Genomic DNA, 14,397 nt, shown 5'->3' on the forward strand with positions numbered 1-14,397 from the left:
GCTTGACCGCACTTGACTTTAATCATTCGATTGATTAAATTGCCGGCCATGATCAAATCGCCCAACGCCAGCGGCCTTCCTCATGAGGCGCCCAAGACCGCCGCAGATATGACGCGGACGGCACTCGTGCGCGCGGCGCTGAAGCTGTTCGGACGCCAGGGTTTCGACGGCACGTCGACGCGCCAGATCGCGGCTGAGGCCAAGGCCAATATCGGCTCGATCGCCTATCATTTCGGCGGCAAGGAAGGGCTCCGCAACGCGGCGGCCGACTACATCGTCGACACCATCCAGACCGTTGCCGGCCAGGCGATCGGCAATCTGCAGGCGCCGCCCGCGGCATTGGCGGATACCGAGGCCGCGCGGGCACATTTAGCCGTCGCGCTGGAGCGGATGGTCGCCTTCATCGCGGCAAGGCCGGAAGCCGGCGAGATTGTGCAGTTCGTCCTGCGTGAGCTGTCGCATCCAACCGCCGCGCTCGACCGTATCTATGATGGCGTGTTCGAACCGGCGCATCACCGGCTCTGCCTGATCTGGGAACAGGCGACGGGCGAGCCGGCCGAGAGCGAGCGCACAAAACTCACGGTATTCACGCTGATCGGCCAGGTCGTCTACTTCCGCATCGGTCGCGAGGCGGTTATGCGCCGGATGGGCTGGCGCGAGATCGGCGATGACGAGGCCGGCAAGATCGCGGCAACAGTAACCGACAATCTCAGCGCGATTTTAGCTCGGCGCGATTTGGCTGTACGGAAGGATCGTGGATCATGAGCCTGCTCTGTTCTTTGCCGCTTGCCGCCCAGCTTTTCAGCGCCTGCGCGCCGGCAGCACCGCTCGCCGTCGGCTACGTCGAGGGCGATTATGTGCTGCTGGCGCCGATCGAGGTGGCGCAGGTCGAGACGATTGCGGTCAAGCGCGGCGACCGCGTCGCGCCCGGCACGCCGGTGGTGACGCTGGAAAACGCCGACGCCAAGATCGCCATCGCACAAGCCGAGGCGGCCCTTGCGCAGGCCCAGGCGCAACTTGCCGACCTACAGGTCGGCAAACGGCCGGAAGAGATCGCGGTGCTCAAGGCGCAGGTCGACATGGCCAAGGCGCAAGCCGCCGATGCCAAACGCCGATACATCCGCGCCAGCGATCTGTTCAAACGCGGCACCGGCACACAGGCCGACTATGATACGGCTTCCGCGACGCTGGAGACGGCCAACGCACAGGTCGGTCAGGCGGAGGCCAATCTCGCCGTCGGCGGCCTGCCGGCACGGCCGGAGACGATCAAGGCCGCCGACAATCAGGTCAGGCAGGCGCAATCGGCCCTGGAGCAAGCGCAATGGCGGCTGTCGAAGCGTGTGCTGACGGCGCCCTCGCCCGGCCGGGTCAACGATGTCATCCGCTATCCAGGCGACACGGCCGGTCCGACCGCGCCGGTCATCTCCATGCTGCCGGACGGCGCGGTGAAGCTTAGCGTCTATGTGCCGGAAAGCGCGTTCTCGTCGGTCGAGGTCGGCACGCTACTCAACGTCCATTGCGACGGTTGCGGATCGGGCGTGAAGGCTCGCGTCAGCTATGTGTCGCCGGATCCGGAATTCACGCCGCCGGTGATCTACTCGCTCGAGACCCGGCAAAAGCTGGTCTATCTGGTCGAAGCGCGGCCGGAGGGCGACGCCAGCGCATTGCAGCCCGGGCAGATCGTCGACGTCGATCTGGCGGGCATCGGAAAATGAACGTCATCGACGTGCACGGCCTGGTCAAACGCTTCGGCGACAAGACCGTTGTCGACCATGTGACGATGACGGTGGCCGAGGGCGAGATCGTCGGCTTCCTCGGGCCGAACGGCTCAGGCAAGACGACGACCATCCGCATCATGTGCGGCTTGCTGACGCCGGATGAGGGTGAAGGCACGGTTCTGGGCTTCGACATCCGCACCGACAGCCTGCGGATCAAGCGCGAAGTCGGCTACATGACGCAGAGATTCTCGTTCTACGAAGACCTGACGATTGGCGAGAATCTCGAATTCGTGGCGCGGCTCTACCGGCTGAAGCCGCTCGACGAGCATGTGGCTAAGACGCTTGAGGAGCTCGGCCTGACATCGCGCAGGAACCAGCTGGCCGGCACATTGTCCGGCGGCTGGAAGCAGCGGCTGGCGCTGGCCGCCTGCATCATGCACAAGCCGAAACTGCTGCTGCTCGACGAACCGACGGCGGGCGTCGATCCGAAAGCGCGACGCGAATTCTGGGACGAGATCCACCGGCTGGCGAGCGGCGGCCTGACCGTGCTGGTCTCCACCCATTACATGGACGAGGCCGAGCGCTGCCATCGCATCAGCTACATCTCCTATGGCAAGATGCTGGCTACCGGCACGGTCGAGGACGTGGTGAGGAACGCTGGCCTGACCACCTTCGTCCTGCAAGGGCCGCGCCTCGACCAGGTCGCGACCGCACTCAGTGGCCGCCCCGGCGTCGATCAAGTGGCGCCGTTCGGCGCGACGCTGCATGTCGTCGGCTCCGACAGGAAGGCGCTTCAGGCAGCGCTCGCCGATGTCGAGAAAGAGCACAAGGGTGTCACGGTATCGCCTGGCGAGACCAGCCTTGAGGATGTGTTCATCCAGTTCATGTCCGGTTCGAAGGACAACATGGGATGAAAAATGGGATAAACAGCGTCTTTTCCTTTGCCAGGCTCGGCGCGCTGCTGATCAAGGAGTTCATCCAGATGCGGCGCGACCGCATCACCTTCGCCATGATGCTGGGGGTGCCGCTGATGCAGCTGGTGCTGTTCGGCTATGCCATCAACAACGACCCGAAGAGCCTGCCGGCAGCGCTGGTGGTGATGAGCAGCGATCCTTACACGCGGGCCATGGTTTCGGCGCTGCAGACCACCGGCTATTACCGCTTCGACCATGTCGCGCAAAGTGCCGCCGAAGCCGAATTCCTGATGGCGCGCGGCGACGTCGCCTTCGTCGTCACCATTCCCGCCGATTTTGCCCGACGGGTCGAGCGCGGCGATAGTCCGCAGATCCTGATCGAGGCGGATGCGACCGACCCGGCCGTCGCCAGCGGCGCCATCTCGACGCTCGGCACCGTTGCCAACCAGGCGCTGCTCAGGGCACGCGGCATGCAGGAGACGGCGGCAGAAGCTGCCCGGGGCCAGCTCCAGGTGGTGGTGCACCGGCGCTACAATCCGGAAGCCGTCTCGCAATACAACATCGTGCCCGGCCTGCTGGGCGTCATCCTGCAGATGACGATGGTGATGATGACCTCGATCGCGCTGACGCGCGAGACCGAGCGCGGCACGATGGAGAACCTTCTGGCGATGCCGTCCAGCCCGCTCGAGATCATGCTGGGCAAGGTGCTGCCCTATCTGGCGGTCGGCGCCGTGCAGGTACTGGTGGTGCTGGCGGCCTCGAAGCTTCTGTTTGCCATCCCCTTCACCGGGTCGATGTCGCTGCTGTTAACCGCCGTCCTGATCTTCGTCTTGGCGCTGGTGCTGCTCGGCTACACGATCTCGACGATCGCCCGCACGCAAATGCAGGCCCTGCAGCTCACCTTCTTCTTCTTCCTGCCGTCGATCATGCTGTCCGGCTTCATGTTCCCCTATCGCGGCATGCCGGACTGGGCGCAGGTCTTCGGCGAGGTGCTGCCGCTGACGCATTTCCTGCGCATCATCCGCGCGGTAATGCTGAAGGGCGCCGAGCTGCCGGCGGTGGCAACGGAGATCGGCTGGCTGGTGGTGTTCGTGGCGCTGTTCGCCGGCATTGCGCTGGTGCGGTTCCGCCGGACGCTGGATTAGGGTCAAATGATCGAGATTCACACGGCCTTGGCCTGGCCCGGGACCGGTGTCAATTCCGGTGCATTGAGCCCTTCGAAGGGATCGCGCCAGGCGTCGATTTCTTCAAGCTGCCGATACCAGCGGCCGACAGAAGGATAATCATCGAGAGGCAATCGAGCGACGTCGTTGAAGGGCAGAAACGTCGCCATTCGAAAGTCGGCGTAGGAGACCGAATTTCCGACCAGCCATTCTCGCTGGGAAAGCTCGGAATCAAGTATTACAGCGGCGGTACTGAAGTCCCTCAGGCCCTCCTCAACCCGCGCCTGATCGATCGGGCCGAGCCCATAGCGCTGTTTGGTCCCGCGTTCGAAATGCACGACATCGCAGGCTCTTGCGAAGTTCTCTTTCCCCCAACTCAGCCATCGGATCATCTCGGGCTCGTCGTCGCCAGCGCGCCAGAAATCTGAATGCATGTCGCGTGAAAGCCGGCAGGCTATGGCGTCGGCCTCCCAGAGGCTTTTTCCCGAACCTACAAGGATGGGCAATGAAAGATTTGGATTGAGCGGCCGAAATCGCTCGGCCTGCCCCGGAGCGAAGGGAGAGGCGAATTCAAACTCGACCTTGGCGTTGAGATACCGTGCCACCGCGACCGCGAGGCGAGGATTGGGATTGCGGCTGAAGAACAGTTTCATCGATCTCAGTCTTTGGAGGGTACCGGTTCGACCGGGCGCAACGGACGCTCAAGCACCTCGAATCGGCACATGACCTGGAACTGGTCGCTATCTTAGCCGGCAGCAATGATCTCGGCATAGGTGCTGAGATCGACATTGCCGCCGGAGAGCACCACGGCAATGGATTTCCCGGCAAGGTCGATCTCGGCTGACGACAGCGCGGCCAAGCCGACGCAACCGCCAGGTTCGATGACCAGCTTCAGGCAAGCCATCGCATCGCGCATCGCCTGTGCCACCGCCTTGTCGGAAACGGCGATGGCGCCGGCGAGATTCTTGCGGTTAATCTCGAAAGTGATCGCGCCCGGCTCGGCGACGAGAAGGGCATCGCAGATCGATTTATGGCCAGGCTCGTTCGACACCCTGGCGCCTTTGATCAGCGAGCGGCGTGTGTCATCGAAATGCTCGGGTTCCACGGCCCAGACGGCGGTGCCCGGCGAGGCGTCTTTGACCGCGATCGAAATGCCGCTGCTCAATCCGCCGCCGCCGCAGGGAACCACTACCGCATCGAGGCTGACGCCAAGCGCTGTTGCTTGGCGCATCAATTCGAGGCCGATCGTGCCTTGGCCGGCGATGATGGCCGGATCGTCGTAGGGCGGCACCAGGACCATGCCCTTTTCCACGTAAGAACGGACGACGGCAGTGCGATCGTCGCGGACCCGGTCGAAGGTGATCACTTCCGCGCCCATCTTCCTGACATTGCCGACTTTCATCGCCGGCGCATCGGTGGGCATGGCGATGACCGCCTTGACGCCGAACATCGCCGCTGCGGCGGCAACGCCTTGCGCGTGATTACCCGAGGAGAAGGCGACGACGCCGCGGGCGCGTTCTTCCGCCGAGAGCGAGGAGAGCTTGTTGTATGCACCGCGGAACTTGAACGAGCCGGTGCGCTGCAACGTCTCCGGCTTGAACAGGATCCTGGCGCCGAAGCGCTTGTTTAACTCCGGCGATTCGATCAGCGGCGTTTCGACGATCAGTCCGGACAATCGCACCGCTGCGCTGTGAATATCGGCGATGCCGGGAGGGGTGGTCATGGCTAAGTCCTGCAAGAGATGAGACCGCCTATGGTGCACGGAAAGGGAGGCCGCGCACCAATGAAAAAATGTGACGGTTACAATTCGTCCTGGAGGCAGGAGTAGGGCGTGACTGTCACCCACTGCCTCCTCGACCCTCCGCCATGCGTTCGTCGCTTCAATCGACAAATCGTTGCCGATCGACCGGCTCGGCCGGCCGCTCCTCACCCCAACAGCGTCTTTTGCCGTTTAGGGCCGCCCATCTTGCGCCAGGTGTTGAAGCGGTGGGTGGCGGCGGCGAAGGAGATCTTCATCTGCTGGGCGACCGAATAGCGCGACTTGCCCTCGTCGAACAGCCGGTAGCAGCACTCGACGCCCTCCTCGGTCAACTTGCCGTCGGGAGCCTTGTTGTGCGGATTGGCGGGATCGAATTTTTCGACCTGCTGCTCGACCAGGCCTTTCAGGCGCTGCAGATCCGCCTCAATATTAGTGATCAGGTCGAGAACCGGTTTGGGATCAAACGGCTGCTGTTTTTCCGGCATCTGCGGGTTCCTTTCTCTTGGTTGAGATTCCGTTATATAAGTGAACGTTTGCCGATAGCAAACGGCAACCTGTTCGGGATTTTGAAGCCGTACCTTTTGAGCATGAGTGGAGCGCACACGATTGACCGGCGACGTGCAAGATCATAGTTTAGAACTATTCTAAACTAGGGTGAATTTCTCATGCTTTCCCGCGTTTTCGGCATCGGCCGCCGTCCCTTTGAATCCCTCTCGGAACAGGAGATCCTGGCGCTCGCCATCTCGTCCGAGGAGGATGACGGGCGTATCTATCGCGCCTATGCCGACGGGCTGGCGGAGAGCTTTCCGCAATCGGCCAAGGTGTTCGAGGAGATGGCGGAGGAGGAGGACGGCCATCGCGATTCGCTGATCGAGCTTTACCGCAAGCGTTTCGGCGAGCGCATACCATTGATCCGACGCGAACATGTGAAGGGCTATTACGAGCGCAAGCCGGACTGGCTGGTGAGGCCGCTCGGCATCGATCATGTGCGCAGCCAAGCCGAGGCCATGGAGCGGCAGGCCTACCTGTTCTATATCGAGGCGGCCAAACGCACAGGCGATGCGTCGACGCGAAAGCTGCTCGACGACCTGGCGATTGCAGAACAGGGCCACGAGACACTGGCGCAGCGGCTGGAGCAAAAGCATGTGCCGGGCGCGGTCAAGGACGAAGAGGCGGCAGCCGAGCAGCGCCAGTTCATCCTGACCTATGTGCAACCGGGGCTGGCCGGGCTGATGGATGGGTCGGTGTCGACGCTGGCGCCGATCTTTGCCGCCGCCTTTGCCACGCATGATACGTTCCAGACCTTTCTGGTCGGACTTGCCGCCTCGATCGGCGCCGGCATCTCGATGGGTTTCACCGAGGTGGCTTCCGACGACGGGAAGTTGTCGGGCCGCGGCTCGCCGGCAAAACGCGGGCTGACCGTCGGCGTCATGACGACGCTGGGCGGGCTCGGCCATGCGCTGCCCTATCTCATCCCGCTTTTCTGGACGGCGACCATTGTCGCCGCCGTGGTGGTTTTCTTCGAGCTGTGGGCGATCGCCTTCGTGCAGAACCGCTACATGCAGACGCCATTCTGGCGCGCCGCCTTCCAGGTGGTGCTGGGCGGCGCGCTGGTGTTTGCGGCAGGGGTGCTGATCGGGAATGCATAGCGGTCCCTATCCGTTCACCACCCGGCTATCTGCTGGCGCCTCGGCGCGTTCGGTCAGGCCGTAGTCGCGCACGACATGGGCGATGCGCAAACGATAGTCCGCAAAGATACCGCCGCGCCCGGCCTTCTGCGCCTGCCGATGTTCCTGCGTGTTGCGCCAGGCCTTCACCGCGTCCTCGTCGCGCCAGAAGGACAGCGACAGGATGCGGTTCGGATCGGCAAGGCTCTTGAAGCGCTCGATCGACAGGAAACCGTCGATGCCGTCGAGCAATGGGCGCAGGTCGGCGGCGATGCCGAGATAGGCATCGCGCATGCCCGCCGCCGGCTCAACCTCGAAGATGACGGCGATCATGGCTTCACCAAAGGAGCATGCGGCCCAGAGGCCAGCTTGAGGAAGATGCGGTCCTCCTTCAGGATGAATTTTTCCCGCCGGGCGAACTCGTAATTCGCCTTGCCGGCGGGATCGGCGGCGAGCCGGGCGCGGTAGGCTTCGTAGGCCGCAAGATTGTCGATGTTGTAGGCGGCATAAGCCGTGGTGGCCGAGCCTTCGTGCGGCGCGAAATAGCCGATCAGATCGGCGCCGCAGCGCGGGATCGCCTGCCCCCAATTGCGGGCATATTCCTCGAACGCAGCCTTGCCGAACGGATCGATCTCGTAGCGGATGAAGCAGGTGATGGTCATTTTCGCCTCCTTGGCGGTGGATACTTTCTTGCGGTCACGGTTCGAGCGGGGTCGAAACGTTCCGAAGATGGATATGCTAGGCAAATCCCTCGCTGATCATGCCTGCCAGAACGATTTCGCGCATTCGCGGTGGACGTCTTCGGGTGTCAGACCAAGGTCACGCAGCAGATGATCGTCGATCTCGGCGAGGTCGAGACGCTGCGAATAACGGTCGTACCACCGCTTCAGGAGCCGCAGCCGCAAGCGGCGCAAGACAAAGAACGGGAACGGCCGGCGAGCAGGCGCGGCGCTGAGAATGGTCCTTGCAGGCATCGTCGTCTCCTTGATTTGCATCGAGATTAATGCTTTATCTGACGAGGATGCTTCGATGAGGAACGAACTATGCGCGAAGGACCTGACATAGCCCGCATTGCCAGCCTGGTGGGCGATCCGGCGCGGGCAAACATGCTGTCCGCACTGATGGGCGGCACGGCACTGACGGCGAGCGAACTGGCACTCGAAGCCGGCGTGTCGCTTCCGACAGCGAGCTCGCATCTGTCGAAGCTGATGGAAGGTGGGCTGCTGACGCTGGCGAGCCAGGGACGGCACCGCTATTACGGCCTCGCCGGCCCGCAGGTGGCTGGAATGATCGAGGCGATCACCGGCGTCGCTGCTGCTGTCGGGCCGCAGCGGGTGCGACCTGGCCCTCGCGACGCGGCCATGCGCGTGGCACGGGTCTGCTACGACCACCTCGCCGGCGAGCAGGCGGTGGCGATGCTGGACCGTCTTGTCGCTCGACAAGTGCTCCTGCGCGATGACGAGGAGATTCAGCTTGGGCCGTCGGCCGCCTCGCATTTCGCCGCGATCGGCATCGACATCCATACCAAAGCGCGGCGACCGGTGTGTCGGGCCTGCCTCGACTGGAGCGTGCGGCGTTCGCACCTTGCCGGCACGCTGGGCGCCGCCATTCTAGGCAAGATCCTCACCGAGAAATGGGCGCGGCGCGAGAAGGACAGCCGTGCTGTGATCTTTTCACCGGTAGGCAAGCAGGCCTTCGAGAAGACGTTTCTCGCCTGACGGCGCCCTTCGATGCGCTAGAACGCGTTCGTCGTTTCAAGGAAACGCCGAACCGCTCTAGCTTTTTTGTTTCGACGCAATTCCGGACGGAAAACCTTTTCATACTTTTCCTGGAATTGCTCTAAAGTGCGTCGCGTTCGACCGACCTCGTGCGATGCGCTTCAGGTTCTTGTTTTGATGCATGTCGTTATCGCAAAACCGCTGCACACTTTTGCGCGACATGCATTAGCCGCGCTTGAGCGGCTTGGCTTGCTTGAAGAAATCAGCCCAGGGATCGGCTTGCCCTAGCCGCTTCAGCGTCGTCTTGTCGCCGATCGGAAAGGCGTTCGGCGGCAATCCGGCCTCGATTTCCGCCCAGGTCGCCGGCATCGATACCGTGGCGCCTTTTTTGGCGCGCGACGAATAAGGCGCAACCGTGGTGGCGCCGCGGCCATTGCGTAGATAATCGACGAAAATCTTGCCCGTGCGCGCCTTCTTCGACAGCGTCGCCGTGTAGCGGTCGGGTGCCGCCTGTTCGAGCGCTCGGGCGAACTCATGGGCGAAGCCTTTGACCTCGTCCCAGTCCGCCGACGGCTTCAGCGGCACGAGGACGTGATAGCCCTTGCCGCCCGAGGTCTTGACGAAATTCGGCAGGGACAGGTCGTCGAGCCGGCTGCGGATATCGAGCGCCGCGGCACGCACCGCCTTCACGTCGACACCCTCGTCGGGATCGAGATCGAAGATGATCTGGTCGGGTTTTTCCAGTTCGTCAGTGGTGCAGCCCCAGATGTGGATCTCGACGACGCCGAGCTGCACCAGGGCCACGACACCGTCGAAATCGCGGATGAACAATATCTCCTCGCCGTCGGTGGGATCCTTCATCACGGCGATCTTGTCGTGCATGCCGGCCGAGGCATGTTTTTGGAAGAACCGTTGGCCGCCAACGCCGTCCGGCGCCCGCACGAGGCTGAGTGGCCGGTTGATGACGAATTGCTTCATGCGCGGCCAGACCAGCGCGTAGTGATCGACCAGATCCTGCTTCGATACGTTCTCCTCGGGCCACAGAAGCTTATCGGGGCGGGACAGCGTAACCGAGGTTTTCGCCGCGCCTGCGGGTTTGGCGGGCTTTGGCTTCGGCTCTGCCGTGGCTGAGCGTGCTTTCGGTTTCTCCTGCACGACTTCCTCCGCCGGCTTGTCCTCGCGCAATCCCTGGAACGACGCGTGGCGTATTATACGGTCCGACGTCCAACTGCGAAACTCCACTTCGCCGACAAGTTCGGGCTTGACCCAGACCAGCCCCTTGCCCCTTGGCACCGCCCTGTCGAAGGGCGAGGTTGTCGCCTTCAGCGCATCAAGCCTCTTCTTCAGTTCGTTGGTGCTTTTGGCCGTGAAGCCGGTGCCGACGCGGCCGGCATAGCGCAGCTTGCCGCGCTCGTGATAGCCGACCAGCAGCGAGCGCAGGCCGCGCCCGGTCTTGTCCGACGGCATGTAGCCGCCGATGACGAATTCCTGGCGCGCCGTGCATTTCGACTTCACCCACGAGGGAACACGGCCGCTGCGGTAGGGCGCATCGGCGCGCTTGGAGACGACGCCTTCGAGGCCCAGGCGGCAAGCGTGCTCCAGCATGATCTTGCCGGGCTCGGCAAAGTGGTCGCTGAAGCGCACGGCCTGATCCTCGGCCTGTCCGGCGAGCAAGGTGCGCAGCCTTTCCTTGCGCTCGACCAGCGGCTCCGAACGGATATCCTCACCGTTGAGACGCAACAGGTCGAAGACATAGTAGATGAAACGGTCCGTACGGCCCGCCGACAGATCTTGCTGCAGCAGCGAGAATGACGAGACACCGTTATCCGCCAGCACGACGATTTCGCCGTCGATGATCGCATCGGTGCATTTCAGGCCGCCAAGTGCCGCGACAATTGCGCCACCGAATTTGTCGGTCCAGTCGAGGCCGGTGCGTGTCAAAAGCCGCACCTCGGTGCCGGCAAGCTGCGCCTGCATGCGATAGCCGTCGAACTTCACCTCATGCAGCCAGTCCTTGCCGGGCGGAGCCTCCCGCTCCAGCGTTGCGAGCGCCGGTTCGATGAATTCGAGCCGCCTTGCCGCGACTGCCTTCTTGCCGGTAGCCGGCCTGTCGGACTGCCAGACCCTTGGCTTCTTGCCGTCGGCGGTCTTGCCTTCGCCGACCTCCTCGATGGTCAGGCCGGATTTCACCGATTGCGGCGCCTCCTGCAAAATGTCCTCGCCCGGACGCGCGGCGGCATCGTCGGATTTGATCAGCAACCAGTTGTCACGCTTTTCGCCCGGACGCGGCTTCAGCCGCACCAGATGCCAGGCGCCATGCAATTTGTGGCCGTGCAATTCGAAGTTGATGTGGCCTTTCTTCATTGCCTTTGCCGGGTCGCCATCGGGGACCCAAGTTCCCTCGTCCCAGACGATGACCGAGCCGCCGCCATATTGGCCCTTGGGGATAGTGCCTTCAAACGGCGCATAGTCGATCGGGTGGTCCTCGACGTGGACGGCGAGCCGCTTTTCGTGCGGGTCGAGGCTCGGGCCTCGTGTCACCGCCCAGCTCCACAGCACACCGCCATGCTCAAGGCGCAGGTCGTAGTGGAGCCGGGTGGCGGCATGCTTGTGTATGACGAAAATGCCGCCCGGCTCGGCTTTCTTGCCGCGTGAGAGCTTGCCGGCTGGTTCGGCGGTCTTCTTGAAATTGCGCTTGGCGTGATACTGCTCGAGGCTGGCCATGGTCTGATCCTAAGCAGATTTGCGCCGAGCTGCTTTGGGCTTGGCGCCTTTTGCCGGGCGTCCGGTCTTTGTCGGCGCACCGGCTTCCGACGAAAGGCTCTTCTTCAGTGCATCGAAGAGATTGACGACGTTGGAGGGCCGTGGTTCTGCCTTTGTCTTCGGTGCCTTCTTGCCGGCCTTCTTGGCTCGGACCAGCTCGATCAGCGCGTTTTCGTATTTGTCCTCGAATTCGGAAGGATCGAACTTCGCCTGTTTCTCATTGACGATGTGTTCGGCCAGCCTGATCATCTCGGCGTCGGTCTTCACCGGCTTGATGTCGCCGAACACCATCTCGGGCCTGCGAACCGTATCGCCATAGCGCAGGGTCGTCAGCAGCAGACCCTTGCCCAACGGCTCGATGACCACCGGACGTTCGCGGCGATAGAGCACGATGCGGGCTAGCCCCGCCGTCTTCTTGGCGGCCATGGCATCGCGGATGACGGCGAAGGCCTCTTCCGAGACCTCGTCAGCGGGCGTCACATAATAGGGCGTATCGAGATAGATCTGCTGGATCGAGGATTTTTCGATGAACCCATCGAGGCTCATTGTATGCGAGGATTCGATCTGCACGGCTTCGATCTCCTCCTCCTCGATTTGGACGAAGTCGTCGTCGCCGATCTCGTAGCCCTTGATCTCGTCGCCTTCATCGAGCGGCTTGCCGCTTGCCGAATCGACATAGACGCGCCTGACAGTGTTGCCGGTCTTGCGGTTGAGCACGCGGAACGAGACCTTCTCGGCCTGGGTGACGACATTGGTCAGTTCGACGGCGCAAGTGACCAGCGAAAGCTTGAGATACCCTCTCCAGGCCGGGCGCGGCGCCATGACAAACTCCCTGCGCGACAATGTTCAACCGAGAACGGGCAAAGTCCGTTCCGGTTCCGGCGGCGCAAAGGCAAGTCCGGACTTTCAGCCCAGCCTTGCCTTGAACTCCATTCTCGATCGCGGCCCTACTCGGCGGCTTGCAGGTTGATCTTGCTTTCCGCCATCTCGGTAAGCTTGCGGTCGGTCGCCTGTTCCTCCTTGAGATTGTTGGCCAGCACATTGGCGCAGTCGCTGCGGCCCAGTTGCTTGGCCCAGGCAATCAAGGTGCCGTAACGGGTCATCTCATAATGCTCGACCGCCTGGGCGGAGGCGATCAGCGCAGCGTCGAGGACCTCCTTGTCGGCGATGTCGCCGCTGACGTCGTCGGCCTCTTCGAGAATGCCGTCGATGGCCGGGCAGTCGACCTGCTTGGCCTTCACGCCGTGCAGTTCGAACACCTGCTCGACACGCTGGATATGACCCTTGGTCTGGGCGAGATGTTTCTCGAAGCCGGCTTTCAGCTGCGGATCACTCGCCTTGTCGATCATCTTCGGCAGCGATTTCTCGATCTGTTTTTCAGCGTAGTAAATGTCGCGCAGCGTGTGCACGAAGAGGTCGTCGAGTGTTTTGATATCCTTCGAAAAGAAGCCCATGGCCTTTGCCTTTCCATTGCTCTTGCAGTTTCGGATTTTTGGCTGCGGCTCAACCCGAGCACCACAGCTGCGGAACCGGTTCGTCCCGGCACTGGGAAATCAACGTGCGGCTGACGGGCAGGTTCCTGGTTTTCCGGCCGCGTGCACGGAAATTTCGCGGTCCAGCAAAAACCTGAAACAAAACCGCGCCTCTGCGACATTCAGGCGAAACATATGTGATGCAAAAGTCACACTGGACGAAATGCCGACGGACTGCATGGAAACACCGCGAATCAGCCGCATTCCAGCCATGAACAAAGGCATTTTCGACCAGAGATTAACATCGCGTTCACCGACTATTCACGCCTGGACGCTATGATCCCCGCAATTCGGAAGGGACATCCGAAACGGGACAGGGACCGAGTAAAATGAGCTTCTGGAATCAAATCGCCGGCTATGCCGCCGCCATCCGCGAATTCGTCGCGCCGACCTATCGACCCGAGCGCTATTACATGCGCGGCCCAGGCCCCGCCTGCGCGCGCCGTGGCAACACGCTTGGGATCAGCGTGCACTGATGATGAGCATGGAGAGCCGTCACGACAGCCGTATCTGCCGGCCCGACGCCGACAATCGGTCAACGACCTATCGCGCCGAGCGCCCGGCGCTGACCGACAGACGGTGTGCGACCACGCCAAGCCTCTAGCATTCCGGGCTTTGATCCAGCCGCCGGCAGGCTTAGTGTCGCCTGACACCAGCTGCCGGGCGCGCCACGTGATCGTCAAGCCGAACCATTCTCCTGAGCCGCCAGAATTCGAATCGAGTCGCCCGCTGATCGTGTTCGACGGTATTTGCGTGTTGTGCTCGGGCTTTGTGCGCATGGTGGTGAAGCTCGACCGCAAGGGCCGCTTCCATTTCGTAGCGGCGCAGTCGCCCTTCGGCGAGATGCTGTTCAAGAAATTCGGGCTGCGGACGGATCGCTACGAGACCAATCTCGTCATCGTCGATGGCGCCGCTTTCACCCGCCTGGACAGTTTCGTTGCCGTCATGGCCGAACTCGGCTGGCCGTGGCGGGCGGCGCGGATCCTGCTGCTGTTGCCGCGCCCGCTTCGCGACTGGCTCTACGACCGCATCGCAAAGAACCGCTACGCCCTGTTCGGCAAGAAGGACAATTGTGAAATACCTTCCGCCGAGGTGAGGGCAAGATTGATCGGCTAAGGCGCATTGCCGTGGCCGGGAGCGGCGCGGGGCATTTTGGGGGAATT

17 protein-coding genes are annotated in these 14,397 nt (G+C 62.5%); 8 read left to right on the forward strand and 9 right to left on the reverse strand.

Going from position 1 to position 14,397, the window contains the following annotated elements; all coding sequences use genetic code 11:
- Positions 1-48: 48 nt before the first annotated feature.
- Genes RQ479_RS21560 through RQ479_RS21575 form a run of 4 tightly spaced genes read left to right on the forward strand, consistent with a single transcriptional unit; the run spans position 49 to position 3,777 of the window.
- On the forward strand, positions 49-765 hold the full coding sequence (locus RQ479_RS21560; protein WP_352517903.1) for a CerR family C-terminal domain-containing protein: 717 nt from the start codon (positions 49-51) through the stop codon (positions 763-765).
- Positions 762-1,715 (forward strand): HlyD family secretion protein, encoded by a 954-nt coding sequence (locus RQ479_RS21565; protein ID WP_376702558.1) that lies wholly within the window; start codon positions 762-764, stop codon positions 1,713-1,715. The genes RQ479_RS21560 and RQ479_RS21565 overlap by 4 nt, the downstream gene beginning before the upstream one ends.
- Entirely contained in the window at positions 1,712-2,632 is a 921-nt protein-coding gene (locus RQ479_RS21570; protein WP_352912169.1) for an ABC transporter ATP-binding protein, read from the forward strand. Before RQ479_RS21565 ends, RQ479_RS21570 begins: the two co-directional genes overlap by 4 nt.
- Before the next feature lie 8 nt (positions 2,633-2,640).
- Positions 2,641-3,777, forward strand: a complete 1,137-nt coding sequence (locus RQ479_RS21575; protein WP_292656995.1) for an ABC transporter permease — start codon at positions 2,641-2,643, stop codon at positions 3,775-3,777.
- Positions 3,778-3,794: 17 nt separating this feature from the next.
- Here RQ479_RS21575 and RQ479_RS21580 read toward each other — a convergent pair whose 3' ends face one another.
- From RQ479_RS21580 to RQ479_RS21590, 3 genes are all read right to left on the reverse strand, one after another.
- Entirely contained in the window at positions 3,795-4,448 is a 654-nt protein-coding gene (locus RQ479_RS21580) for a glutathione S-transferase family protein (protein ID WP_376702559.1), read from the reverse strand.
- 92 nt (positions 4,449-4,540) lie between these two features.
- Entirely contained in the window at positions 4,541-5,518 is a 978-nt protein-coding gene (locus RQ479_RS21585; protein WP_376702560.1) for a threonine/serine dehydratase, read from the reverse strand.
- Between the two features lie 203 nt (positions 5,519-5,721).
- Positions 5,722-6,039, reverse strand: a complete 318-nt coding sequence (locus tag RQ479_RS21590; protein WP_376702561.1) for a hypothetical protein — start codon at positions 6,037-6,039, stop codon at positions 5,722-5,724.
- A gap of 180 nt (positions 6,040-6,219) precedes the next feature.
- On the opposite strand from RQ479_RS21590, the gene mbfA reads away from it, so the two are divergent.
- Entirely contained in the window at positions 6,220-7,203 is a 984-nt protein-coding gene (gene mbfA, locus RQ479_RS21595) for an iron exporter MbfA (protein ID WP_352491183.1), read from the forward strand.
- Positions 7,204-7,209: 6 nt separating this feature from the next.
- Here the strand turns inward: mbfA and RQ479_RS21600 are convergent, their stop codons facing one another.
- The 3 genes from RQ479_RS21600 to RQ479_RS21610 all read right to left on the reverse strand — a co-directional run bounded on the left by RQ479_RS21600 (position 7,210) and on the right by RQ479_RS21610 (position 8,195).
- Positions 7,210-7,554, reverse strand: a complete 345-nt coding sequence (locus RQ479_RS21600) for an antibiotic biosynthesis monooxygenase family protein (protein ID WP_376702562.1) — start codon at positions 7,552-7,554, stop codon at positions 7,210-7,212.
- Positions 7,551-7,883, reverse strand: a complete 333-nt coding sequence (locus RQ479_RS21605) for an NIPSNAP family protein (protein ID WP_292656963.1) — start codon at positions 7,881-7,883, stop codon at positions 7,551-7,553. The genes RQ479_RS21600 and RQ479_RS21605 overlap by 4 nt, the downstream gene beginning before the upstream one ends.
- A 96-nt stretch (positions 7,884-7,979) precedes the next feature.
- On the reverse strand, positions 7,980-8,195 hold the full coding sequence (locus tag RQ479_RS21610; RefSeq protein ID WP_376702563.1) for a DUF1127 domain-containing protein: 216 nt from the start codon (positions 8,193-8,195) through the stop codon (positions 7,980-7,982).
- A 69-nt stretch (positions 8,196-8,264) separates the two neighbouring features.
- Between RQ479_RS21610 and RQ479_RS21615 the strand changes: the two genes are divergently transcribed.
- Positions 8,265-8,939: an ArsR/SmtB family transcription factor gene (locus tag RQ479_RS21615; RefSeq protein ID WP_376702564.1), complete on the forward strand. Its 675-nt coding sequence runs from the start codon at positions 8,265-8,267 to the stop codon at positions 8,937-8,939.
- Between the two features lie 225 nt (positions 8,940-9,164).
- Here RQ479_RS21615 and ligD read toward each other — a convergent pair whose 3' ends face one another.
- The 3 genes from ligD to RQ479_RS21630 form a co-directional block, all read right to left on the reverse strand.
- The gene (gene ligD / locus RQ479_RS21620; protein WP_376702565.1) at positions 9,165-11,663 is read right to left on the reverse strand and encodes a DNA ligase D; all 2,499 of its coding nucleotides are present in this window, start codon (positions 11,661-11,663) and stop codon (positions 9,165-9,167) included.
- A gap of 9 nt (positions 11,664-11,672) precedes the next feature.
- Positions 11,673-12,524 (reverse strand): Ku protein, encoded by an 852-nt coding sequence (locus RQ479_RS21625; protein WP_352469065.1) that lies wholly within the window; start codon positions 12,522-12,524, stop codon positions 11,673-11,675.
- Positions 12,525-12,649: 125 nt separating this feature from the next.
- Positions 12,650-13,156 (reverse strand): ferritin-like domain-containing protein, encoded by a 507-nt coding sequence (locus RQ479_RS21630; protein WP_352469066.1) that lies wholly within the window; start codon positions 13,154-13,156, stop codon positions 12,650-12,652.
- 407 nt (positions 13,157-13,563) lie between these two features.
- Between RQ479_RS21630 and RQ479_RS21635 the strand changes: the two genes are divergently transcribed.
- Positions 13,564-13,710, forward strand: a complete 147-nt coding sequence (locus RQ479_RS21635) for a hypothetical protein (RefSeq protein ID WP_023718851.1) — start codon at positions 13,564-13,566, stop codon at positions 13,708-13,710.
- Between the two features lie 196 nt (positions 13,711-13,906).
- Entirely contained in the window at positions 13,907-14,350 is a 444-nt protein-coding gene (locus RQ479_RS21640) for a thiol-disulfide oxidoreductase DCC family protein (protein WP_376705990.1), read from the forward strand.
- Positions 14,351-14,397: the final 47 nt, after the last annotated feature.

Source organism: Mesorhizobium sp. ISC25, from assembly GCF_042295465.1.
Taxonomy (GTDB): Bacteria; Pseudomonadota; Alphaproteobacteria; order Rhizobiales; family Rhizobiaceae; genus Mesorhizobium.

Coding starts and splice junctions, on each gene's coding strand:
- RQ479_RS21560 (WP_352517903.1), top strand. CDS start 49: ATGATCAAATCGCCCAACGCCAGCGGCCTTCCTCATGAGGCGCCCAAG.
- RQ479_RS21565 (WP_376702558.1), top strand. CDS start 762: ATGAGCCTGCTCTGTTCTTTGCCGCTTGCCGCCCAGCTTTTCAGCGCC.
- RQ479_RS21570 (WP_352912169.1), top strand. CDS start 1,712: ATGAACGTCATCGACGTGCACGGCCTGGTCAAACGCTTCGGCGACAAG.
- RQ479_RS21580 (WP_376702559.1), bottom strand. CDS start 4,448: ATGAAACTGTTCTTCAGCCGCAATCCCAATCCTCGCCTCGCGGTCGCG.
- RQ479_RS21585 (WP_376702560.1), bottom strand. CDS start 5,518: ATGACCACCCCTCCCGGCATCGCCGATATTCACAGCGCAGCGGTGCGA.
- RQ479_RS21590 (WP_376702561.1), bottom strand. CDS start 6,039: ATGCCGGAAAAACAGCAGCCGTTTGATCCCAAACCGGTTCTCGACCTG.
- mbfA (WP_352491183.1), top strand. CDS start 6,220: ATGCTTTCCCGCGTTTTCGGCATCGGCCGCCGTCCCTTTGAATCCCTC.
- RQ479_RS21600 (WP_376702562.1), bottom strand. CDS start 7,554: ATGATCGCCGTCATCTTCGAGGTTGAGCCGGCGGCGGGCATGCGCGAT.
- RQ479_RS21605 (WP_292656963.1), bottom strand. CDS start 7,883: ATGACCATCACCTGCTTCATCCGCTACGAGATCGATCCGTTCGGCAAG.
- RQ479_RS21610 (WP_376702563.1), bottom strand. CDS start 8,195: ATGCCTGCAAGGACCATTCTCAGCGCCGCGCCTGCTCGCCGGCCGTTC.
- RQ479_RS21615 (WP_376702564.1), top strand. CDS start 8,265: ATGCGCGAAGGACCTGACATAGCCCGCATTGCCAGCCTGGTGGGCGAT.
- ligD (WP_376702565.1), bottom strand. CDS start 11,663: ATGGCCAGCCTCGAGCAGTATCACGCCAAGCGCAATTTCAAGAAGACC.
- RQ479_RS21625 (WP_352469065.1), bottom strand. CDS start 12,524: ATGGCGCCGCGCCCGGCCTGGAGAGGGTATCTCAAGCTTTCGCTGGTC.
- RQ479_RS21630 (WP_352469066.1), bottom strand. CDS start 13,156: ATGGGCTTCTTTTCGAAGGATATCAAAACACTCGACGACCTCTTCGTG.
- RQ479_RS21635 (WP_023718851.1), top strand. CDS start 13,564: ATGAGCTTCTGGAATCAAATCGCCGGCTATGCCGCCGCCATCCGCGAA.